Origin of the sequence: Flavobacterium sp. 102, from assembly GCF_003634615.1 — a bacterium.
GTDB lineage: Bacteria > Bacteroidota > Bacteroidia > Flavobacteriales > Flavobacteriaceae > Flavobacterium.
Window position 1 is genome coordinate 592,161 of record NZ_RBKX01000001.1, and the last position, 24,106, is coordinate 616,266.

Genomic DNA, 24,106 nt, shown 5'->3' on the forward strand with positions numbered 1-24,106 from the left:
TATCAAAACTAAGGCTTAGTCTCCTCAAAAAACATGATAAATGTTAGGCTTTTCGTCTCTTGCTTTTATGGAGATTTCCGTTAACTTTGTTTTTATGGAAATCCCTTCTATAGAACTACAATTGCAAACCTTGCCGGATAGTCCGGGTGTGTATCAATATTATGATAAAGACGCAAAAATTCTATATGTTGGCAAAGCCAAAAACCTAAAAAAAAGAGTTACTTCTTATTTCAACAAACTCCACGATAACGCCAAAACAAATGTGTTGGTCAAAAAGATTGTAGAAATCAAACACATCGTCGTTTCCTCAGAAGCCGATGCCCTTTTGCTGGAAAACAACCTCATCAAAAAACTACAACCTCGTTATAACGTATTACTCAAAGATGACAAAACCTATCCTTGGATTTGCATCAAAAAAGAACCGTTTTCAAGAATATTCCCAACGCGAAGAATGGTCAAAGACGGCTCGGAATATTTTGGTCCGTATACCAATTTCAAAACGGTCAATACGATTTTAGATTTAATCAAAGAATTGTATCCGTTGCGAACTTGCAATTATGATTTAAACGATGCCAATATCAAATCGGGCAAATACAAAGTGTGTTTGGAATACCATATCGGCAATTGCAAAGGGCCGTGTGAAGGTTATGAAACATTGGAACATTACCAAAAGCAAGTCGATGCCATCCGTGAAATCCTAAAAGGCAATTTCAAAGACAGTTTGCGCGATTTCAAAAGACTGATGCAAGAATTGGCTGCCGAAATGAAGTTCGAAGCCGCTCAAAAAATCAAAGAAAAAATAGAAGTTTTAGAAAATTACCAATCGCGTTCCACGATTTTAAACCCAAAAATTTCGAATGTAGATGTTTTTTCAATCGTTTCAGATGAAACAATGGCGTATGTCAATTTCCTTCAAATAGCACACGGTGCAATCATTCGGTCACATACTCTGGAGCTCAAAAAGAAATTAGACGAAAGCGACGAAGAATTGTTAGAGCTTGCTGTAGTTGAACTCAGAGAACGTTTTCATTTGACCACTAGGGAAATTATTTTGCCTTTTGAATTGGATTTTGGTGCTACAATAAAAGTTACCGTACCACAACTCGGCGATAAAAAACAAATATTAGAACTGTCGCAACGCAATGCAAAATACCAACGTTTGGAACAACTCAAGCAAATCCAAATTGTAGATCCGGAACGCCATACCAACCGAATTATGGCGCAAATGCAAAAAGATTTACGCCTTTCGACTGAACCTCGACATATAGAATGTTTTGATAATTCGAATATTCAAGGAACAAATCCCGTTTCGGCCTGTGTGGTTTTTAAAGACGGAAAGCCAAGCAAAAAAGACTATCGCCATTTCAATATCAAAACCGTTGAAGGTCCGAATGACTTTGCTTCGATGGAAGAAGTCGTTTATCGCAGATACAAACGCCTACTCGACGAAAACCAATCGTTACCACAACTCATCATCATTGACGGTGGAAAAGGGCAATTGTCTTCAGCATTGAAAAGTATAGACGATTTAGGTTTGCGAGGAAAAATCGCCATTATCGGCATTGCCAAAAGATTGGAAGAGTTGTTTTATCCCGGCGATTCAGTGCCGTTGTATTTGGATAAAAAAAGTGAAACACTCAAAATCATCCAGCATTTGCGAAACGAAGCGCATCGATTCGGGATTACGCACCATCGGGACAAACGCAGTAAATCGGCTTTGCAAACCACCATTGAAACTATTCCTAGCATTGGTGAAAAAACCATGTTAACATTAATAAAACATTTTAAAAGTGTTAAAAGATTGAAATTAGCCACTGAAAAAGAAATATCAGCGGTTGTAGGTGTGTCAAAAGCCAAAAAAATTTCCGAATTTTACCAAAAAGAACAATAATGTATAAAGAGCCATTAGCCATTAGCCAAAAGCCATTAGTCGCCTGCCAAAAGCGAAACATTATCGTTAAAAAAACTCTTTCTGTTGCCTACTGCCTATTGCCAATTGCTTTTTTACTATTGCCAATTGCCTTAAAAGCACAAGATTCAACCAAAACCAAAAAACCAAAAATTGGCTTGGTACTTAGTGGTGGTGGCGCCAAAGGATTTGCTCATATTGGTGTGTTGAAAGTTTTAGAGGAAAACGGCATTAAAATAGATTACATAGGCGGAACCAGTATGGGTGCGGTTGTTGGCGGTTTATATGCTTCAGGTTATAGCGCTACGCAAATTGACTCTATCTTTTACAATACCGATTTCGACGAATTATTACAAGATTATATTCCGCGTTCTTCCAAGAGCTTTTACGAAAAGCGAAACGATGAAATGTATGCGATTTCGTTACCTTTTCACAAATTCAAAATCGGAATTCCAATAGCGCTTTCCAAAGGAATGTACAATTATAATTTATTGTCAAAATTGATCCACAACGTTAGACATGTTAGCGATTTCAGCAAATTACCCATTCCGTTTTTGTGTGTAGCCACCGACATCGAAACCGGTGAAGCCATAATATTGAAAGAAGGTTATTTGGCGCAAGCCTTATTGGCAAGTTCGGCATTTCCTTCCTTATTTTCTCCTGTAGAAATCGATGGTAAGTTACTTATTGACGGCGGTGTGGTCAATAATTATCCGGCAGAAGAAGTCCGAAAAATGGGCGCCGATATTATCATAGGTGTCGATGTTCAGGACGATTTGAAGAATCGAGATGCGTTGAAAGATGCGACTCGAATTCTGGTACAAATCACCAATTTGGACATGATTAAAAGCATGAACGAAAAAAAGAGAATTACGGATATTTATATCAAACCCGATATTTCCAACTATGGCGTAATTTCCTTTGATGATGGAAGAGAGATTATTAAAAAAGGAGAAATTGCAGCCCTATTCGAGATTGATAAAATCAAACGTTTGGCCGATTCAACCCAAACTTATAAACTCAACAATCACAGTGTTAAGCAAGACTCTTTGTTTATTAAAAGTATCAGCCTCAACAAATTGGACAATTATACCAGAGCTTATATACTTGGGAAATTGCGTTTTAAAAATGGGACAAAAATCAGTTATGACGATTTGAAAACCGGTGTGAATAACATCAATGCTACCCAAAACTTCAGTAGAATCAGTTACACTATCGAACCTTATCAAGGAGCTGATGAATTGAAATTAAGCCTAACCGAAAATCCAACCAAAACTTTTTTGAAATTCGGTTTGCATTACGACGGTTTGTACAAAAGCGCCCTTTTGACTAATATTACGCAAAAGAAATCACTCTTTAAGAACGATGTAGTATCTCTGGATATTGGTCTTGGTGATAACATTCGGTATAATCTGGATTACTATATCGACAATGGTTTTTATTGGAGTTTTGGCATCAAATCAAGATACAATCAATTCAATCGCAATGTAGAAACTGATTTTAGAAATGGTGAAATCCTGAATCAATTGGGCTTAAACAGCATCAATATGGACTTTTCAGACTTCACCAATCAAGCTTATATGCAAACGGTTTTTATTCAAAAATTTTTAATTGGCGCCGGTGTCGAATGGAAATATTTGAAAATTCGAACTGACAACTTAAGTGAGGTCAATCCAACTTTTGAAAAAAGTTCTTATGCTAGTGTATTTGGGTATGCCAAATATGATTCTTTTGACAACAAACTATTTCCTAAAAAAGGTTGGTTTTTCTCAGGTGACGTCCAATCTTTTCTGTATTCTTCTGATTATACAAGAGAATTTAACCGTTACTCGATTGCTAAGGGAGAAATAGGCATTGTCAAAACATTTTACAAAAAAGCCACAGTAAAATTGCAATCTGATTTAGGCTTTGTCTTTGGAAATGACAGTGTTCATTTCTTTGATTTTGTATTGGGTGGTTACGGTTATAATACCATCAATAACTTTAAGCACTTCTATGGTTACGATTTTTTAAGTCTTTCCGCCGATAGTTATATTAAGTCGTGCATCACTTTTGATTATGAGTTTTTTAAAAAAAACCACGTCAATTTTGCCGCCAACTTTGCCAATGTGGAAGATGATTTGTTCAGAACCGGCAATTGGCTTTCGAAACCAACCTATAACGGTTACGCCATTGGCTATGCCTTAGAATCTGTAATCGGACCGGTTGAAGTAAAATACTCTTGGTCTCCCGAGTTGACTAAAGGATTTACCTTCATCAGTGTTGGATTTTGGTTCTAATGCTGAAATTAACCTTAAAAGCTATTTTTTTGCAGTAGATAATTCATAAAAAACTATATTTGAAAAACTTTTAACTAAACTAACTATTTATGTCGATTTGGAAAAGAAAACCTATGGCGCTGTTATTAGCAGAAGCGTCAGAGTCTGAAAAAGGATTAAAAAGAACCTTAACCGCATGGTCTTTGGTTGCCTTGGGAATTGGAGCTATTATAGGCGCTGGTCTGTTTGTTAGAACTGCCACAGCTGCAGCTCAAAATGCCGGGCCATCAGTAACAATTGGTTTTATTGTAGCCGCTATCGGATGTGCTTTAGCCGGATTATGTTATGCTGAATTGTCCTCTTCTATTCCTATTGCCGGAAGTGCTTATACTTATACTTATGCAACCATGGGTGAATTCCTTGCTTGGATTATCGGATGGGATTTGATTTTAGAATATGCTGTTGGCGCTGCTACTGTTGGTATTGCTTGGAGTGAATATCTTAATAATCTACTGGTCAATGTGCTCCATGTGAGCCCAATTCCGTATGAATTTTGTCATTCGCCTTTCCAAACTTCTTTAGATGGTGTTAACGGAATCATCAATTTGCCTGCTTTATTTATTGTAGCGGCTATCAGTTTACTTTTAATTAAAGGCACACAAGAATCTGCTTTTGTAAACGGAATCATTGTAGTGGTTAAAGTAGCTATTGTAGTAATGATTATTGTTTTTGGTTGGAGTTTTATTGATGAAGCCAATCACACACCATATATTCCGGAGCCAGGCATCTTTACAGACGAACATGGTATTGGCCATAATTATGGTGGTATTATGGGAATTCTAGGTGCAGCAGGAACTGTTTTCTTTGCTTTTATCGGATTTGACGCCGTAAGTACAGCAGCTCAAGAAACCAAAAATCCAAAACGCGATATGCCAATTGGTATTTTAGGGTCATTAGCTATTTGTACTGTTTTATATATCCTATTTGCACACGTTTTAACAGGAGTGGCAACGGTTGAAGATTTTAGAACCGGTGGAAAAGAAGCTTCAGTTTCATTTGCAATTCAAAAATACATGTTTGGCTACGAATGGTTAGCACAGCTTGTTACTGTGGCTATTTTGGCAGGATTTTCTTCTGTAATTTTGGTAATGTTATTAGGCCAATCCCGAGTTTTTTACTCAATGGGTAAAGATGGTTTGTTGCCAAAAGCCTTTAGTGAAGTACATCCAAAATACAAAACGCCATACAAAGCCAACTTAGCCATTTTAATTATTGTTGGCCTTTTTGCTGCCTTTGTTCCCGGTGACATTGTAGGTGACATGACCAGTATCGGAACTTTATTTGCCTTTATTTTAGTGTGTGTTTCTGTAATTGTTTTGAGAAAAACTGAACCAAACATGAAGCGCGAATTCAAAACGCCTTTTGTGCCTTTTGTGCCCATTTTAGGCATTATCGTTTGTTTAGCTATGATTTATGGATTAGGTTGGACAAACTGGTTAAGACTTTTAGGTTGGTTGGCATTAGGTTTCATAATTTACTTTGGTTACAGTAAAAAGAGAAGTAAGCTAAACAATCCGAATAAACAGGAATAATTTTATTATATCCTTTTACCAAAAAGGATTAGAGAGCCATTCAAAACTCTTTAATCCTTTTTTGCTTTTATAAAAATTGACAATTATCATTTTCAGCGTTTATATTTTTCCGATATTTGTATGAATGAAAAAATGGGATAATTTATTAGCGCATTTAAAATTCCTCATCAAGAGAAATCCTGAGTGAGTTGATGCAGCATATCAATTATTCAATGTAACAATTTACCAATTGCTACATTTTCAAATTGTTTAATTAAACCATTAAATTTATGCCATTATATCACAAATTAGGAAATATTCCACCCAAAAGACATACCATTTTCCGCAAACCTAACGGAGATTTGTACTACGAACAATTGTTCGGTACCGTCGGTTTTGACGGAATGTCTACCAACTCCTATCACGAACACCGACCAACACAAGTCAAAGAAATCAGAAACCAATACAGCGTTGCGCCCAAAATTTCAAAAGCCAATAACATTCAATCTTATCGCCTTCGCGGATTTCAAGTAAACCCGGAAAACGACTTTTTGGAAAGCCGAAAAATTGTGTTGACCAATTCCGATTGTCATATTGCTTTGGCAGCGCCAAAACAGTCAACCAAAGATTATTTTTATAAAAATACCGATTCAGACGAATTGCTTTTCATCCATCGCGGTAGCGGGAAATTAAGAACCATGTTGGGAAATCTCGATTTCAAATACGGTGATTACCTGTTGATTCCACGCGGTATCATTTACAAAATCGATTTTGATACCGAAGACAACCGTTTGTTTATCGTTGAATCTCACCGACCAATTTACACCCCAAAACGATATAGAAATTGGTTCGGACAATTATTAGAACATTCTCCTTTCTGTGAACGTGACATTCGTCGTCCGTATGAATTAGAAACTCATGACGAAAAAGGTGAATTTATTATCAAAGTCAAAAAGAAAGACGAAATATTTGATATGGTTTATGCCACGCATCCTTTTGATGTGATTGGATATGACGGTTACAATTATCCGTATGCCTTTTCGATTCACGACTTCGAACCAATAACAGGAAGAATTCACCAACCGCCACCGGTACATCAAACCTTTGAAACCGACGCGTTTGTGGTTTGCTCTTTCGTGCCACGTTTATACGATTACCATCCGGATGCTATTCCGGCGCCATACAACCACAGCAACATCGATTCCGATGAAGTTTTGTATTATGTTGACGGTGATTTTATGAGCAGAAATGACATCGAAGCCGGACATATTTCCTTACATCCTGCGGGAATTCCACACGGTCCACATCCCGGAGCAGTAGAAAGAAGTATCGGAAAAACAGAAACACAAGAATTAGCCGTAATGGTAGACACTTTCAAACCTTTAATGGTTACAGAAGAAGCCATGAAAATTGCCGATGATAAGTATTTCCAATCTTGGTTAGAGTAAAAAATTAAACACAACTTTTGGGGAATGACATTCCCTTTTAAATAGATTATATTATGTCAAAAGAAATAAAATCCGTTGAATACGGACTAGAAAAAATATTTGAAGGCGCACAAGATTTCCTTCCGCTTTTAGGAACAGATTACGTAGAATTCTACGTCGGAAATGCTAAACAAGCTGCCCATTTTTACAAAACAGCTTTTGGATTCCAATCTCACGCCTACGCCGGATTAGAAACCGGAATGAGAGACAGAGCGTCTTATGTTTTAAAACAAGACAAAATTCGTTTGGTATTGACAACTGCCTTAAACAGCAATTCACCTATCGGAGAACATGTAAAAAAACATGGCGATGGTGTAAAAGTAGTAGCTTTATGGGTTGAAGACGCTCGTTCTGCTTTCGAAGAAACTACTAAGCGTGGCGCCAGAGTTTTCATGGAACCAACCGTAGAAAAAGACGAACACGGAGAAGTAGTTCGTGCCGGAATTTACACTTATGGCGAAACAGTTCACATGTTTGTGGAACGCAAAAATTACAATGGTGCATTCCTACCGGGATATAAAGAATGGAAATCCGATTACAATCCGAAACCGGTTGGACTAAAATACGTTGACCACATGGTTGGAAATGTAGGTTGGAACGAAATGAACACTTGGGTAAAATGGTATGAAGACGTGATGGGATTTGTAAACTTCTTATCTTTTGACGACAAGCAAATCACTACGGAATATTCGGCGCTAATGTCGAAAGTAATGAGCAACGGTAACGGAAGAATCAAATTCCCAATCAATGAACCGGCCGAAGGAAAAAAACGTTCGCAAATTGAAGAATATCTAGACTTTTATGAAGGTCCGGGCGTACAACATATAGCGGTAGCCACCGACGATATTATCACGACCGTTGCGGATATGCGCGCCAGAGGAATTGAATTCTTAACCACTCCGCCTCAAGCTTATTACGATGCTATTCCTGAAAGATTGAAAGACCACATGAGTAAGTTCAAAGAAGACATTAACGAACTTCAAAAACTAGGAATTATGATTGATGCGGATGAAGAAGGTTATCTATTGCAAATTTTCACCAGACCGGTTGAAGACCGACCAACCTTATTTTTTGAGATTATTCAGCGAATGGGCGCCAGAGGATTTGGCGCGGGTAATTTCAAAGCTTTATTTGAATCGATAGAAAGAGAGCAAATGTTGCGAGGAACACTGTAATATTTAAATTTTGTTAAATATAATTTAAAAACAACCCTTAAAAAAGACCATATTTTATTAAATTATTGTTAAAGTTGACTTTTAGCTTGTAATAATGCAACGTGTTGATTTATCTTTGCAGGACAAAACAGGGGAGTGGTTTCCTCAAGTTTTGGATAAATTTTCATAATTTATAGTTTTTTGGTTGGTTAATAGCATAAAAACTCAGTCATTAATTTGATTGGGTTTTTTTGTTTTGGTACTTTTGGAACGGATATTGCACTTACAGTAGAAAATCCATAGAAAAATGAAAAAATTCCTATTCTTATTATTGCTTTTTATCACTGTAAGTTTTGAAGCTCAAAAACCTGAAGCCTATGATACCGGCGAATGGTTCAAGTTTCGAATTCACTATGGTTTTATCAATGCCGGTTTTGCAACCATGGAAGTAAAAGAAGCTGTAAAAGAAAACAAAAAAGTATATCACGTTATTGGCAAAGGTTATACTGTCGGTATGTCACGTTTTTTCTTCAAAGTAGATGATACATATGAGAGTTATTTTGATAAAGTTACTAACAAACCTTATCAATTCGTGAGAAAGATTGATGAAGGTGGTTATACCAAAAATCAGGAGGGTTTTTTTAATCAGGCAACCAATAAAGTTTTGGTGAAAAATTACAAAAACAACACCGAAAAAACATTTGCTGTCACTGAAAACGTTCAAGACATCTTATCTACCTTTTACTACTTGAGAAACCATCCCAATATTGACAAATTAAAAGTAGGTGAATCTATTGTTGTTGACATGTTTTTTGATGACGAAGTTTTTAAATTCAAGTTGAAATTTACAGGAAGAGAACAGTTAAAAACTAAATTCGGAACCGCAGCAACCATGGTGTTTAGACCATTAGTGCAATCGGGAAGAGTGTTTAAAGAAGAAGAAAGTCTTACCGTTTGGATATCAGATGACGAAAATAAAATACCTTTGCGAATTAAAGCCAGTTTAGCCGTTGGTTCCATAAAAGCAGATTTAGACGGCTTCAAAGGATTGAAAAGTCCTTTTATGGTTAAATCAAAAAAATAATGAACAACAAAACAACCAACTACAACTCAACATTAGAAGCATTAGAACAAAAGTTTGAGGCTATAAATCAAAAAACAGAAACCCATCTTGAAGGATTACTTTGGTCAAAACCCATCACCTATTGGGATTATATTCAAACTGACGCTTTATTAAATTTGCAAACCCAAAGAACCGTTTTGCCCGACGAAATGGTTTTTATCATGTACCATCAAGTCAACGAATTATTATTCAAAATGATCCTTTGGGAAATTGACCAATTGTGTCATACCGACCAACCAAAAACTGCTTTTTTTACCGAAAAGTTACGTAGAATCAGTAGGTATTTTGATATGCTAACCACTTCTTTTGACATTATGGGAGACGGAATGGAAGTGGAACAATATATGAAATTCAGAAACACTTTGACGCCTGCCAGCGGATTCCAAAGTGCACAATACAGAATGATAGAATTCTCCTCAACCGATTTAATCAACCTAATTGATTATCGTTTCAGAGCTGACATCGACCGAAATACACCTTATTCTCATGCTCTGGAACATTTGTATTGGCAAGCCGCCGGGAAAGACCACAAAACCGGAGAGAAATCCTATCTGATTTTAGAATTCGAAAGAAAATACCGCGAAGAGTTTCTTCGATATATGGAAGAATACAACACCATTAATATTTGGCAAAAATTCAAACAACTTCCTCTTGAAGACCAAAAAGACGCAGCTTTAGTGAATGCTATGCGTCATTATGATTACACGGTAAACATCACTTGGGTGATGGGTCATTTAAATGCCGCCAAAAAATATATTGAAAGCGGTCAAGGTTCTGGCGAAGCCACCGGCGGAAGCGATTGGAAAAAATACATGCATCCCAAATACCAACGCCGAATATTTTTCCCTGAATTGTGGAGCGAAGACGAGTTAAAAAATTGGGGTGAAGGATTATAGTTAAAAATGATGTCGAAAATCTTTCAAAAAATCCTCCTTGCCATAGTGCTTACTTCTTTTGTAATTTCTTGTGATAAAACAAAAGAGGAAGAATTCATTGTAGAAAAGCCAAAACCAAAATTGATCGATTTCGGATTTAATCTGAATGATTTTAATATTGTAAATGACACCGTAAAATCAGGCGATACTTTTGGCAGTATTATTGACAAACAAAACTTAGGCGACAAAGGCGTTTTCGACATCGCAGCCAAAGTCAAAGATAGCTTTGACGTGCGAAACATTAGAAAAGGAAAACCTTATTCTATTCTTCGCAGCAAAGGCAAAACCAATAAAATTCAATATTTTATATACCAACCTGATAAAATCAATTATTATGTAATCGATTTTAGAGATTCTATTATTGCCCACAAGAAAACCAGACCGTTAACTTTTAAAACCAGAACAATTGCCGGTGCTTTAGATGGTTCGTTATCGGAAACTTTGGCCAAAGAAAATGTTGATCCCGCTTTGGCTTCCAAAATTGCCAAAATATACGCTTGGTCGATTGACTTTTTCAAACTCCAAAAAGGAGATAAATTTGGCTTGACTTTTACCGAACGTTATATCAATGACACCGTTTATGACGGTGTAGACAGTTTAAAAGCTTCTTTTTTTGAGTACAAAGGCAAAAAAATCTACGCCTTTCCTTTCTCGCCTAATGAAAGTTCTAAAAGACTGGAATATTATGATGAAGAAGGAAAAACGCTGAAAAATTTCTTCCTGAAAGCGCCTTTAAAATTTATCAATATCACCTCAAGATATACCAAAAACAGATTCCATCCGGTACAAAAAAGATGGAAAGCCCACAACGGAACAGATTATGCAGCACCAACCGGAACACCAATTATGTCTACCGCTGCCGGAGTTGTTGAACAAGCCGGATTTACCACCGGAAACGGAAATTTTGTTAAAGTAAAACACGACAGGACTTATTCGACCCAATACTTACACATGTCCAAAATTTTGGTCAAACGTGGTCAAAGAGTAACTCAAGGGCAAGTCATCGGCAAAGTTGGTAGCACAGGTTTAGCCACCGGACCACATGTTTGTTATCGTTTCTGGAAAAATGGCGTACAAGTTGATGCATTGCGTTTAAAACTGACTACTTCTACTCCAATGGATTCCAAATACAAACAGAAATTCCTAGAAGTAATTACTCCATTGAAAAAAGTGTTGGATAGTACTGCTTCATTAAAGTTTAGAGATTAATTTTAAAAATATTTTGCAACTACAACGTTAGCGTAAAATATTCACATCACTTATACCAATCAATATTTGTAAATTTGTCATTCAAATGTAAACGAATGGCATTAACACAACTCAATCCTACAAGCACAAACGCTTGGGAAAAACTGAACCAACATTACGCTCAAATGAAAAACGTTTCCATGAAGGAAATGTTTGCCAATGATACCACAAGAGCATCAAAATTTCATATCCAATGGAATGATTTTTTAGTCGATTATTCTAAAAATATCATCAGTCAAGATACTTTAAATTTATTGCAGGAATTAGCCAAAGAAGCCAATCTTCAGGAAGCCATTGCGCAATATTTCAACGGTGATGCCATCAATCAAACCGAAAACAGAGCCGTTTTACATACTGCTTTGCGTTCGCCTGAAACTGCCAGTGTTTTAGTCGATGGAGAAAATGTAATGCCGGAGATTTATGCGGTAAAAAATAAAATAAAGGCTTTCTCCAACGAAGTCATTTCTGAACAAAGAAAAGGTTTCACCGGAAAAGCATTTACAGATGTGGTTAACATCGGAATTGGAGGTTCAGACCTTGGTCCGGCAATGGTCGTTGGGGCTTTACAGTTCTACAAAAACCAATTAACCGTTCATTTTGTATCCAATGTCGATGGCGATCATGTCAACGAAATCATCAAAAAATTGAATCCCGAAACGACGCTTTTCGTCATCGCTTCAAAAACATTTACCACACAGGAAACGCTTTCCAATGCCGAAACGATTCGCGCATGGTTTTTAAAATCAGCCAAACAAGAAGAGGTTGCCAAACACTTTGTTGCCGTTTCGACTAATATTCAAAAAGTAACCGAATTCGGAATCAATCCGGATAATATTTTCCCGATGTGGGATTGGGTTGGCGGTCGTTTTTCGCTTTGGAGCGCGGTTGGTTTATCCATCAGTTTGGCGGTTGGTTTTGATAATTTTGACGACTTATTAAAAGGCGCAAACGAAATGGACGACCATTTCAAAAACGAATCTTTTGACAAAAATATTCCGGTGATTTTAGCCTTATTGAGCATTTGGTACAATAACTTTTTTGGTGCCGAAAGTGAAGCTTTAATTCCATACACACAATATTTACAAAAATTAGCGCCATATCTACAACAAGGCATTATGGAAAGCAATGGGAAAAGTGTTGGTCGCGATGGAAAACCCGTTAATTACCAAACCGGAACGATTATTTGGGGCGAACCAGGAACCAATTCTCAGCATGCCTTTTTCCAATTAATTCACCAAGGAACCAAGTTGATTCCAACTGATTTTATTGGTTACGTAAAACCGTTATATGGCAATCAAGACCATCATGATAAATTGATGTCGAACTTTTTTGCGCAAACCGAAGCCTTGCTAAACGGCAAAACTGAAGCTCAAGTCAAAGCCGAATTCGATAAACAAAATGTAACCGGAGGAAAAGCCGCTTACCTTTTACCCTTTAAAGTTTTCACGGGAAACAAACCGACCAACACACTTTTGATTGAAAAATTAACGCCAAAATCATTGGGTTCATTAATTGCTTTATACGAACACAAAATCTTTGTACAAGGCATTATTTGGAACATTTTCAGCTATGACCAATGGGGTGTTGAACTGGGCAAACAATTGGCGAATTCGATATTGGAAGAAATTCATTCCGGTGATGTAAAACAACATGACAGCTCTACCGAATTTCTTTTGAAACATTTTTTAAAAAATAAATAAGCCTTTATCAAAGACAAAGTTTTCTTAATATTTTGTTAACTCCTCTTCTTTTTGGTTGATTGAATTTTGCAGAAAAATTTAAACAACTCAAAATGAAAAATTTTAAAAACAATTATTTTATAATAATTTTTAGTCTTTTTGCTTCCCTTGCTTTTTCACAGGGAAAGGTTTCCGGAACTATCTTGGATGCTGAACTAAATGGCGGTTTACCTGGAGTAAATGTTTTAATCAAAGGAACAACTGATGGCACTACAACAGATGTTGATGGTAAATTTTCTATTAGCACTAAAACCAATTCAGGTCAGTTAATCATCACCTATATTGGTTTTCAAACAAAAACTTTGAATTTTTCTATAGAAAAAAATGGCGTTTTAGATTTAGGTGTTATCAGACTTAATCCTGAGTCAAATCAACTCGAGGAAATTGTAATAAAGTCGAGCGTAATTGATATCGCTAAAGACCGAAAAACTCCTATAGCCGTTTCCACTATTAAATCGGCTGAAATCATTGAAAAATTAGGTAGTCAGGAATTTCCGGAAATACTTAACAATACGCCTTCGGTATATGTTACCAAAACGGGTGGTGGTTTTGGAGATTCGAGAATCAATATTCGTGGTTTTTCTCAAGAAAATATTGCTGTAATGATTAATGGTGTTCCGGTAAACGACATGGAAAACAGCAGGGTATTTTGGAGTAACTGGGCAGGATTATCAGATGTTACTTCAGCGATGCAGGTACAAAGAGGTCTTGGCTCTTCCAAATTAGCCATTTCATCAGTTGGAGGTACAATCAATGTGGTTACGAAAACTTCTGATTTAAAACAAGGCGGAACATTTTCATCAACCATAGGAAATGACGATTATCTGAAAACATTAGCTTCTTATTCAAGCGGTAAATTAGAGAACGGTTTTTCTGCTTCGTTATTAATCAGCCAAACTTTTGGTGATGGTTTTGTGGATGGAACTAAATTTGCCGCAGCTAACTATTTTGTGGCGTTAGGTTATGAATTAAATAAAAAACATGATTTTCAAATTACTTTTACAGGAGCGCCGCAATGGCACAACCAAAGATCGGCTGCACCAACCATTTCCGATTATATAAAATATGGTGAAGGTGGTAATGAACCAAATATCAGATACAACTCTGATTGGGGTTATTTAGATGGAAAAGAATACAGTTTCAGAACCAACTATTATCACAAACCTGTAGCTTCCTTAAATTGGGATTGGAAAATCAACGAATCAACCAAATTATCTACCGTAGTTTATGGTTCTTGGGGTCGTGGTGGCGGAAGCAATGGAACCGGCGCTATTAGAGGCAACAGATTTTTTGCTCCAAATCTTAGAAAACCGGATGGAACTATAGATGTTGATTTAATTCAAGCTTGGAATTCAGGACAAAATGTATCAATCATTCCTTCTTCTGGTCCCCAAATTCCAAATAACAATCCGAGAGCAACTATTGGTGGACTTTATCAAAACAGTAACTCAACTTCGAACAATGGAACAAATGGTATTTCGAAAATATCATCTATCAATTCACACAACTGGTATGGCGGAATCATTAATTTAAACAAAAAATTTAACGACAAACTGATGTTGGATTTTGGTTTAGATGCCAGAACTTATAGAGGAATTCATTTTCAAAACATCAATGATTTATTGGGTGCAGACAATTTTGCCGATAACTTTGATGTTAATAATCCTAACAGAGTTTTGACTTTTGAACATTCGACTAAACCACACTTTAATCCTTTATTCAATTCAGATTACCAACAAAAAATCAATTACAACAATGATGGTTTGGTTAGATGGTATGGTCTGTTTACACAATTAGAATATTCTACTGAAAAATTAACCGCTTTTATCCAAGGTGCGGTTTCTCAACAAGGATTCAGAAGAGATGATTATTTCAAATACCTAACTACTGATCCTTTGTATTCTACTGATTACGAAAATCTTCTTGGTGGAAACATTAAAGGTGGTTTGAATTACAACATCAATAGCAACCACAATGTGTTTGTAAACGCCGGTTACTACTCTAAACAACCTTTCTTCAATGCGGTATTCCCTAATAATGCTTCGATAGTAAATGAAAACCTTACTAATGAAAAAATATTGGGAGTTGAAGCCGGTTATGGTTTTAGATCTTCAAAATTTAGTGCCAATTTAAACTTCTACAGAACTTCTTGGAAAGACCGATTCATCAGATTGACTGCTAATATTGATAATGATTTAAACTCCGCAACGCCAACCATTTTAGGAAATGCTTTTTTACAAGGAGTAGAACAAATACACATTGGTGGTGAGTTTGACTTTACCTACAAACCAATCAAAAGAATCGCTATCAATGGAATGTTTTCTCTTGGAAACTGGAAATACGGAAGTAATGTAGTAGCGAACTATCAAGATGACAATAATATTGTTATTACCAATCCAAGCGGTGATGTATTTACCGAAACGCTGTATATTGACGGTTTAAAAGTAGGCGATGCTGCTCAAACAACGGCCAGTATCGGTGCATCATTCGAAGTAGTGGAAAGAGTAAAAATCGATGGGAATTATCGCTTTGTGGATGAACTTTATGCCAGCATTGACCCAACCAATTTCAGAACCCAAGCAGCAAATGACAAAGGTTCTTTATTATTGCCTTCTTATGGCTTAGTCGATGCCGGTTTCTCTTATAAAATGTTGGTTGGAAAAGACAAATCTAATTCGGTTAACTTCAGATTAAATGTAAATAACCTATTGGATGAAATTTATATTTCAGAATCAAGAACAAACATTCACATCAAAAATCAAGGAGATTTTTTAAATTCAGATGGTACTCCTAACACAACTAATTACAACACCTATCTGACTAATTTAAGAACATATGATGGTTTAGACCAAACCAATCAAGTATATTTTGGATTTGGTAGAACTTGGAATTTTTCTATCAGTTATAACTTTTAGAAAATCAGTAATTTGACAAAAACCTCAACTTAGTTTGAGGTTTTTTTATGCCTTTTTCGTTATATTTGTTATTCTAAAAATTAAACTATGAACGATTTCATTCAAAAATTCCATTCGGGCTGGGCTTATTTAGCACTATTATTATTGGTTGTCGCTGTTGTTAATTCGTTTATTGGAATGTCATCCAAAAAAGAATTTACCGCCAAAGACAGAAAAATTGCTTTGTTTGGTTTGATTGCAACTCATATACAGTTATTAGTCGGTTTGATTCTTTACTTTGTTTCACCTTTAGGTTCAGCCGTTTTTGGCCAAATGAAAGATGCCGCATTGAGACTTACTTCATTAGAACATCCTTTAACCAATATTATTGCTATCATTTTAATTACCATCGGTTGGTCTAAACACAAAAAAGCAACTACCAGCACAGGAAAATTCAGATCAATCGCCATATTCTACGGATTAGGTTTGCTCTTGATATTGAGCCGAATTCCTTGGAAATTGTGGTTCTAACAAATAAAATTTAAAGTCCTGAAAAGGACTTTTTTTATCAAGGTACGGTTTTTGCAAAACCCTTTTACTAATTAAAAAGCTCCTTATGAATACCAAAATAGTCATCCTCTTTTTTTCCATTATAACTTCTGTTTTTACTTTCAATGCTATTGTTAAAAATCCGCAACAAAAGGAAAAACCTCAACAAGAGAAAAGCAAAGAGAAAACTACCACAGTCAAAGACAATAAAGACAAACCCAAAGTAGTTGCAGATACTTTAAAAAGCAGGTCTGCCATCGATTTTCAAGAAACTGACACACTACAGATTGACCCGAATTCAAAATTAAAAATTTACAAAAAAAGTGCTCACGCTTCCTACTACCACAATAAATTTAACGGTAAAAGAACGGCCAGCGGAAAACGATTTGACAACAACAAATATACTGCTGCTCACAAAAAACTACCTTTTGGAACCCTTGTAAAAGTTACCAACGAAACCAACGGAAAATCTGTCGTAGTTGAAATTACCGATCGTGGTCCGTTCTCCAAAGTGCGTGAAATTGATTTAAGCCGCAGGGCTTTTATGGATATTGCTACCAATAAAAATTCAGGCGTGGTGATTGTAAAAATAGAAGTTGTTGAAGAAAGAAAATAATCACCAAGTAGTAAACGGCTTTTTACTCAAATACGCATTGTAATAACGCTCGTCATTGGTTACTTCTTCGCCCAACCAATTGGGTTTTTCAAAAGTTTCTCCTTCCGATTCCAATTCGATTTCGGCCATCACTAAACCTTCATTTTCTCCGGAAAAGATATCGACTTCATAAACGTGATTGCCTACTCTTATTTCGTAGCGAATTTTGTCAATCGTACCACTTTCGCAAAGAGACAATAACGTTTCTGCTTCCATCAAACTAATTTCTCTTTCCCATTCCAAACGGGTTGTACCATTAGAATTACTTTTGCCTTTTATCGTGATAAAACCTTTGTCACCTTTAATTCTGATACGAACTGTTCTATCGGGATTTGAACTCAAATAGGCTTGCACAATTCTTTTCCGGGAAAAAGCTTCCTTTACAAAATCATGGGAAAGCACTAAAAATTTACGTTCAATTTCAACCATTTTTTCTTTATTTATTTAGGAGCAAGTTATGAAATATATAACTTTGAAAATTGTATTTTTACCATAATCTTAATAGCCACAACAATTTTTAGATGAAATTTTACCGCCACAAAAGAAGCATCAATACTGTGGGCGATTTGTTCGACTTGTATTTCAACGAAAGCAGCTATAAGTCGAACGATGGCTTACTTTTTTTGATCGACTTGGTTAATTTTTTTCGCCCCGGCAATCCCAAAACCGAAAGTGTTATTTCGATTGAACCGCTTTTACAATTCCTAACTGAGAACCTACAACAAAAAAAACTACTGAAAGATCATTTAACCGAGTTACTTCACCAAAGAAAATTCAGTCGCGTTTTATCAGACACAGGAATTCTCAGAGATTCTGATTTTATCTATGAAGTAAGACAGCGATTATTTGCCAAAATTTTACCTTTTCAACCCGAGAAAGATACTTTAGAGTTTGTGTTGAACCAAGTTTTTTTCAAAAGCACTGATCCCATTTGGATTGCCCGAATTCCGTTTGAAGAACTCCAAAAACTATTTGACATTCTTGGTTTTGAAAATGGTTATAATTCAGTTGAAGAAAAATCAATACTGTCCGAAGTAATGAATGCAATGGGATTGATTTCCCAACGCATGAGCGGTCGATCCATGGAAAATGATGTCATCAAAATGGTTCCGGAATACGAAGAGTTGGAAAGTCCCTTTGTTGCTTTTGAAAACGAACTCTATACTATCCACAGGAGAATAAAAAAAGGAGAGAATCACTATATAGACTCTGAAGACATCAATTATAAACAATTGATTATTTTTCACAAACAATGTGAAGATTATGTGGACAAAGCTTTTAGTAATATTACCAAATTTGGAATTTCCATCAAAGTAAATCAAAGTTTGCTTCGCATACGACAACAATTACAACGGGTAAAAGTTTTAATTTCAACCTTGGTGGTCAATAAAGAAATTGACAAAAAAAACAATGTTATCCTATTGGTGTTGCGATTGATTAAATACAATTGCCATAAAAACAATGTGCGCCAATTAATCAACGAAAGCACACAACTGATATCCTACGAAATAACACAACATACCGCAAAAACAGGTGAACATTATATTACCGAGAGCAAATCAGAATATTTTTCGATGCTCAAAGCGGCCATTGGTGGTGGATTTATTGTTGGAATCTTGTGTGTTATCAAGCTCTTACTTTCAAAAATGGACAGCAGTGATTTTGGCCATGCTTTTTATTATAGCTTAAATTATTCCATTGGATTTATTATTATCTTTCTTTTGGGTTATACTTTGGCTACCAAACAACCCGCAATGACTGCAGCTACCTTGATCAAAGCCTTGGAAAGCGGGATGAAAAAACATACTAAAAACGAAAACAAACACAGTTCGTTTGCCAAACTTTTTGCTCGGCTATTCCGTTCTCAGTTTATTGCTTTTGTGGGCAATGTTTTAATGGCTTTTCCGGTAGCAATGCTGGGGATTTGGCTGATTGATTATTTTTTCGACTATAATATTGCTTTCGAAAAATCGGCTAAGCTATTGAATGATTTGTCACCAATAACTTCTGCTGCTATTCTTCATGCTGCTATTGCCGGTGTATTTTTATTCCTTTCCGGCATTATTTCGGGCAACATTTCTAATAAAAACAAACACAATCAAGTGTATTACAGAATCAAAGAACATCCGGTTTTGAAACAAAACTTAGGGATTGTAAAAACCAATGCAATTGCCCAATGGTTCGAAAACAATTGGGCCGGCGTAGTTTCCAACGGTTGGTTTGGTATATTTTTAGGAAGCACTGCTTCGGTTGGTGCTTTTCTGGGTTTAAATCTTGATATACGTCATATCACTTTTGCCAGTGGTAACTTTGCCTTAGGTTTGTATGGTTCCGATTTTATTGTTGATTTATCTACTATCGTTTGGGGAATCATAGGTATTGGCCTGATTGGATTTGTCAATTTTGCTGTGAGTTTTTCACTTTCATTAGGATTGGCCTTCCGTTCTCGAAATATTCCACTTTCGGAATTGCGCTTCTTATTTAGTTCAACCTGGGCTTATTTTAAAAAACGTCCGACTGCATTTTTCTTTCCGGTAAAAGACAAATAAAATGGAATCCGAAGTTGTATACCGAAAAATAATCCACATCGACATGGATGCTTTCTACGCTTCGGTAGAACAATTGGACAATCCTGAACTCAAAGTAAAACCATTGGCAGTTGGCGGAAGCGAAGTCCGTGGTGTGGTTTCAGCAGCGAGTTATGAAGCCCGGAAATTTGGAGTTCGATCAGCCATGAGTGGGATTCAGGCGAAAAGGAATTGTCCCGATTTGATTTTTGTTCGCCCAAGGTTTGACCGCTACAAAGAAATCTCCAAACAAATCCGAAAGATATTTCACGAGTATACCGATTTGGTTGAACCCTTGTCTTTAGATGAAGCTTATTTGGATGTCACCCAAAATAAAAAAGGCAATCCGAGCGCTTCGCTCATAGCGCAAGAAATTCGAAAAAGAATTTTTGAAGAAGTTGGTTTAACAGCTTCCGCCGGAATTTCGGTGAATAAATTTGTGGCCAAAATTGCCAGCGATTACAACAAACCCAATGGTCAAAAAACCGTCAATCCTGAAGAAGTGGAAACTTTTCTGGAAAATTTAGACATCAAAAAATTCTACGGTATCGGCAAAGTCACCACCGACAGAATGTACCATTTAGGCATTTTCACCGGAAAAGATTTAAAGTCAAAATCAAGAGAATTTCTCGAAGAGCATTTCAGCAAAAGCGGATTGCATTTTTATAATATCGTGCGTGGCATTCACAACAGTGCGGTCAAACCCAATCGCATCGCCAAATCAGTTGCGGCCGAACACACTTTTAATGAAAACCTGACTTCGGAGATTTTTATGATTGAAAAACTGGAGCGTATCGCTAGCGAATTGGAAAACCGACTAAAAAAACACAACATTTCCGGAAAAACTGTTACACTCAAAATCAAATACAGCGATTTTACGACCCAAACACGGAGCAAGACTTTGCCTTACTTCATTTCTGACAAAGGATTGCTTCTCGAGACCGCAAAAGAGCTTTTGTTTCAGGAACGGATGAAAGAATCGGTTCGACTGCTTGGGATTTCTTTGAATAACTTGAATACCGAAATCAAAAAGACTGTTGTGGTACAATTAAAGTTTGAGTTTTAGCCAACCTGAGGCCGTAGGCCGGCTCGAAGCTTTAGCTGAACTGGCGAAGCAATTGTACGAAGTAAAAAAAAACCGACCTAATTGGTCGGTTTTTATTTTTATATGTTGAGATTAATCTCTGCTCGATAATTTTGACAACAATCTTAAGAATTCAATGTACAACCAAACTAAGGTAATCATCAATCCCATTGCGCCATACCATTCCATATATTTAGGCATTTTTTGCTCCACGCCTTTTTCAATTTGGTCAAAGTCTAAAAACAAATTCAATGCGGCAATTACAATTACAAACACACTAATTCCGATACTAATCAATGAATTTCCGTGGTGAACCGGCGTAAAACTGGTAAACATCGACAACAACCATGAAATTAAATAATAAGTCGCAATCGCTAATGTCGCTGCAACCACAACTGATCTGAATTTGTCGTTTACTTTTACGATTCCGTATTTGTACAAACCGAAACAAACCATAAACGTAACAAACGTACAACTCACGGCTTGAATCACAATTCCGGGATACATTACTTCAAATATAGCGGAAATACCACCAATGAAAAGGCCTTCGAAAATGGCATAACCCGGTGCTAAATAAGTTGAATATTGCGGTTTAAAGGTAGCGATCAACACTAAAATTAATCCAACAATAGCACCGCCAATTGTTAACACAATAGGGTTTTGACCATCAAAAGTCATCATCCAAGTAACCGCAGCACTGGCAATTAATAAAACCAGCATTAGAAAACTTTTGTTAATCGTTCCCGAAACCGTCATCGTTTGGTTGTAATCAATAACTGTTGCTTCGTGTACTACTTCATTAGCACGAGAAGTATTTGAAAAAGTTTTGTTTTTAAAAAACGGATTGTTTGAATTCATATTTCTTGTTTTAAAAAAATTTAAAGCCTAAAAGTAATAAAATTATTCTATTTCAGAAACTCTCAAAGTATTTACCATTCCTTTATCGGCAACAGGCATCGCAGCTAAGTTGATTAACATATCGCCCTTTTTCACATAACCGTTAGCTTTGGCAATATCATTCACATCTCCAACCGTATCATCGGTGCTTACAAATTTGTCATAGAAAAAAGCATTCACGCCCCAAAGTAAATTCAACTGGGTCAAAATTCTTTTATTCGATGTATACACCAAGATATGTGCTTTTGGTCTCCAAGCCGAAATTTGGAAAGCTGTATAACCACTATTGGTCAACGTAGAAATTGCTTTCGCTTTAATTTCATTCGCCATAATCGCTGCGTGATAACAAATTGATTTGGTAATAAACCGTTTTGTTCTTACGTGAGGCGGATTTTGTGGCACCAAAATAAGCGGAGAATCTTCTACTGCTTCAATAATTTGTGTCATTTTTTCAATCACCTCAACCGGATAATTTCCAACCGAAGTTTCACCCGAAAGCATTACCGCATCAGCGCCATCCATAACAGAATTGGCAACATCATTTACTTCAGCACGCGTTGGTGTTAAACTGGTAATCATCGTTTCCATCATTTGCGTAGCCACGATTACAGGAATTCTGGCCGTTTTCGCTCTGTGGATTAATTTCTTTTGAATCAATGGTACTTCATGTGCCGGAATTTCTACACCAAGATCACCACGAGCTACCATCAAACCATCACAGAACGCCACGATTTTATCAATATTTTCAACGGCTTCCGGTTTTTCTATTTTGGCTACAATCGGAATTTTATATTTTGAATGTTTCGCAATTAAGTCTTGCAATTCTTCTAAGTCTTTTGGTGTTCTTACGAAAGAAAGTGCAATCCAATCTACTTCTTGTTCGATTGCAAAAAGTGCATCTTTAATGTCCTTTTTGGTCAATGCCGGTAAAGAGACTTTAGTATTCGGGAGGTTTACTCCTTTTTTTGATTTTAATGGCCCGCCTTGAATTACTTTACAAACTACTTCTGTAGTACCATTGGTTTCCAAAGCCTCAAACATTAGTTTCCCATCGTCTAAAAGAATTTTTTCCCCCGGATTTACATCTCTTGGGAATTCTTTATAGTTCATGTAAACACGTTCCTTAGTTCCCGGAACATCTTCGGCCGTTTGAAATGTAATAATATCGCCCGGATTCACCACTACATCTTCTTTCATCACCCCTACGCGAAGTTTTGGCCCTTGTAAATCGGCTAAAATAGCGGTAGTATATCCAAACTCATCATTCAAACCTCTGATGATATCTATTCTTTCTTTTACATCTTCATAATCGGCATGGGAGAAATTAATACGAAATACATTCACTCCGGCATCAATCATTTTTTTAATTACTTCTTTCGAACTACATGCAGGACCAAGTGTGGCTACAATTTTAGTTTTTTTTCTTGTTGGCATTTTAATTAAAAAATTAAATTATTTTTTGACTTTATTTTTTCTACTTCTACGGCATAAACAGTGCTTATTCTGTCTATTTTTTTGAGGCTATTGATAATTTTTGAAACATCAATTGCAACTTCATCGTTTTCGATTTTTAAAAAGTAATCTACTTTTTTAAACTCGGGAATCAAATAGATTTTGGGCGAAAACTCATTGCTGCTGTTGGCAAACAACCCTTGATTGTTATTTTCCGAAGAAAGGATAGCATCATTTTGATTTTGTACCAAATTCCACGCTATGTCTTTATCATCTTCAAAAATAAACCTCGTAAACTGGGTTTCGCCATCTTTATTGCTAATATGGATGTTGCAGTTGCTTTTTTTGAGATTGACGGGTAAATTTTGATTGATATAATACGCCAATCGATAATCCTCTAAAGGCGAATGAATAGCGATTAATTGATAATCTATCTCGTCAAACTCTCCAATATGCAATTTGTGAACATACATGACTATTGCAATTTAAGTTGTAAATATAGTATATCTGAAACAGATTATAACCAACTCAATATTGACTTAACGTTATTTTATGAACGAAAACGTTATAGTTTTTAGGGAATT

At 36.2% G+C, this 24,106-nt stretch carries 18 protein-coding genes; 14 read left to right on the forward strand and 4 right to left on the reverse strand.

Going from position 1 to position 24,106, the window contains the following annotated elements:
• The first annotated feature begins 94 nt into the window (after positions 1-94).
• From uvrC to C8C84_RS02665, 12 genes are all read left to right on the forward strand, one after another.
• On the forward strand, positions 95-1,891 hold the full coding sequence (gene uvrC, locus C8C84_RS02610) for an excinuclease ABC subunit UvrC (RefSeq protein ID WP_121314947.1): 1,797 nt from the start codon (positions 95-97) through the stop codon (positions 1,889-1,891).
• Positions 1,891-4,188: a patatin-like phospholipase family protein gene (locus tag C8C84_RS02615; protein ID WP_121312048.1), complete on the forward strand. Its 2,298-nt coding sequence runs from the start codon at positions 1,891-1,893 to the stop codon at positions 4,186-4,188. The genes uvrC and C8C84_RS02615 overlap by 1 nt, the downstream gene beginning before the upstream one ends.
• 89 nt (positions 4,189-4,277) lie before the next feature.
• Complete coding sequence (locus C8C84_RS02620; RefSeq protein ID WP_121312049.1) at positions 4,278-5,759, forward strand: amino acid permease; 1,482 nt, start codon at positions 4,278-4,280, stop codon at positions 5,757-5,759.
• A 269-nt stretch (positions 5,760-6,028) separates the two neighbouring features.
• Positions 6,029-7,186 (forward strand): homogentisate 1,2-dioxygenase, encoded by a 1,158-nt coding sequence (locus C8C84_RS02625; protein WP_121312050.1) that lies wholly within the window; start codon positions 6,029-6,031, stop codon positions 7,184-7,186.
• A 53-nt stretch (positions 7,187-7,239) separates the two neighbouring features.
• A complete protein-coding gene (gene hppD, locus C8C84_RS02630; RefSeq protein ID WP_121312051.1) occupies positions 7,240-8,400 on the forward strand; it encodes a 4-hydroxyphenylpyruvate dioxygenase in 1,161 nt (386 codons plus the stop codon).
• 286 nt (positions 8,401-8,686) lie between these two features.
• Positions 8,687-9,463 (forward strand): DUF3108 domain-containing protein, encoded by a 777-nt coding sequence (locus tag C8C84_RS02635; RefSeq protein WP_121312052.1) that lies wholly within the window; start codon positions 8,687-8,689, stop codon positions 9,461-9,463.
• Positions 9,463-10,398 (forward strand): tryptophan 2,3-dioxygenase family protein, encoded by a 936-nt coding sequence (locus tag C8C84_RS02640; RefSeq protein ID WP_121312053.1) that lies wholly within the window; start codon positions 9,463-9,465, stop codon positions 10,396-10,398. The genes C8C84_RS02635 and C8C84_RS02640 overlap by 1 nt, the downstream gene beginning before the upstream one ends.
• Positions 10,399-10,404: 6 nt before the next feature.
• Positions 10,405-11,646: a peptidoglycan DD-metalloendopeptidase family protein gene (locus tag C8C84_RS02645; protein WP_233549709.1), complete on the forward strand. Its 1,242-nt coding sequence runs from the start codon at positions 10,405-10,407 to the stop codon at positions 11,644-11,646.
• A 95-nt stretch (positions 11,647-11,741) separates the two neighbouring features.
• Positions 11,742-13,385 carry a glucose-6-phosphate isomerase gene (gene pgi / locus C8C84_RS02650; RefSeq protein ID WP_121312055.1) on the forward strand — a complete coding sequence of 548 codons (1,644 nt, stop codon included), beginning with the start codon at positions 11,742-11,744 and terminating at the stop codon, positions 13,383-13,385.
• 92 nt (positions 13,386-13,477) lie between these two features.
• Positions 13,478-16,339 (forward strand): TonB-dependent receptor domain-containing protein, encoded by a 2,862-nt coding sequence (locus tag C8C84_RS02655; protein ID WP_121314948.1) that lies wholly within the window; start codon positions 13,478-13,480, stop codon positions 16,337-16,339.
• Positions 16,340-16,426: 87 nt separating this feature from the next.
• The gene (locus tag C8C84_RS02660) at positions 16,427-16,849 is read left to right on the forward strand and encodes a hypothetical protein (RefSeq protein WP_121312056.1); all 423 of its coding nucleotides are present in this window, start codon (positions 16,427-16,429) and stop codon (positions 16,847-16,849) included.
• Between the two features lie 85 nt (positions 16,850-16,934).
• Positions 16,935-17,483, forward strand: coding sequence for a septal ring lytic transglycosylase RlpA family protein (locus tag C8C84_RS02665; protein WP_121312057.1), 549 nt, complete (start codon positions 16,935-16,937; stop codon positions 17,481-17,483).
• Here the strand turns inward: C8C84_RS02665 and C8C84_RS02670 are convergent, their stop codons facing one another.
• Positions 17,484-17,951, reverse strand: a complete 468-nt coding sequence (locus C8C84_RS02670; protein WP_121312058.1) for a CYTH domain-containing protein — start codon at positions 17,949-17,951, stop codon at positions 17,484-17,486. It abuts the gene before it with no gap.
• 92 nt (positions 17,952-18,043) lie between these two features.
• On the opposite strand from C8C84_RS02670, the gene C8C84_RS02675 reads away from it, so the two are divergent.
• Together C8C84_RS02675 and dinB are read left to right on the forward strand one after the other, a co-directional pair.
• Positions 18,044-20,071, forward strand: a complete 2,028-nt coding sequence (locus C8C84_RS02675; protein WP_121312059.1) for a recombinase — start codon at positions 18,044-18,046, stop codon at positions 20,069-20,071.
• Position 20,072: 1 nt separating this feature from the next.
• The gene (gene dinB, locus C8C84_RS02680; protein WP_121312060.1) at positions 20,073-21,155 is read left to right on the forward strand and encodes a DNA polymerase IV; all 1,083 of its coding nucleotides are present in this window, start codon (positions 20,073-20,075) and stop codon (positions 21,153-21,155) included.
• Between the two features lie 111 nt (positions 21,156-21,266).
• Here the strand turns inward: dinB and C8C84_RS02685 are convergent, their stop codons facing one another.
• Genes C8C84_RS02685 through C8C84_RS02695 form a run of 3 tightly spaced genes read right to left on the reverse strand, consistent with a single transcriptional unit; the run spans position 21,267 to position 23,995 of the window.
• The gene (locus C8C84_RS02685) at positions 21,267-22,031 is read right to left on the reverse strand and encodes a Bax inhibitor-1/YccA family protein (protein ID WP_121312061.1); all 765 of its coding nucleotides are present in this window, start codon (positions 22,029-22,031) and stop codon (positions 21,267-21,269) included.
• Positions 22,032-22,073: 42 nt separating this feature from the next.
• Positions 22,074-23,504, reverse strand: coding sequence for a pyruvate kinase (pyk, locus tag C8C84_RS02690; RefSeq protein WP_121312062.1), 1,431 nt, complete (start codon positions 23,502-23,504; stop codon positions 22,074-22,076).
• Positions 23,505-23,509: 5 nt separating this feature from the next.
• Positions 23,510-23,995, reverse strand: a complete 486-nt coding sequence (locus C8C84_RS02695; RefSeq protein ID WP_121312063.1) for an IPExxxVDY family protein — start codon at positions 23,993-23,995, stop codon at positions 23,510-23,512.
• Positions 23,996-24,106 lie beyond the last annotated feature (111 nt).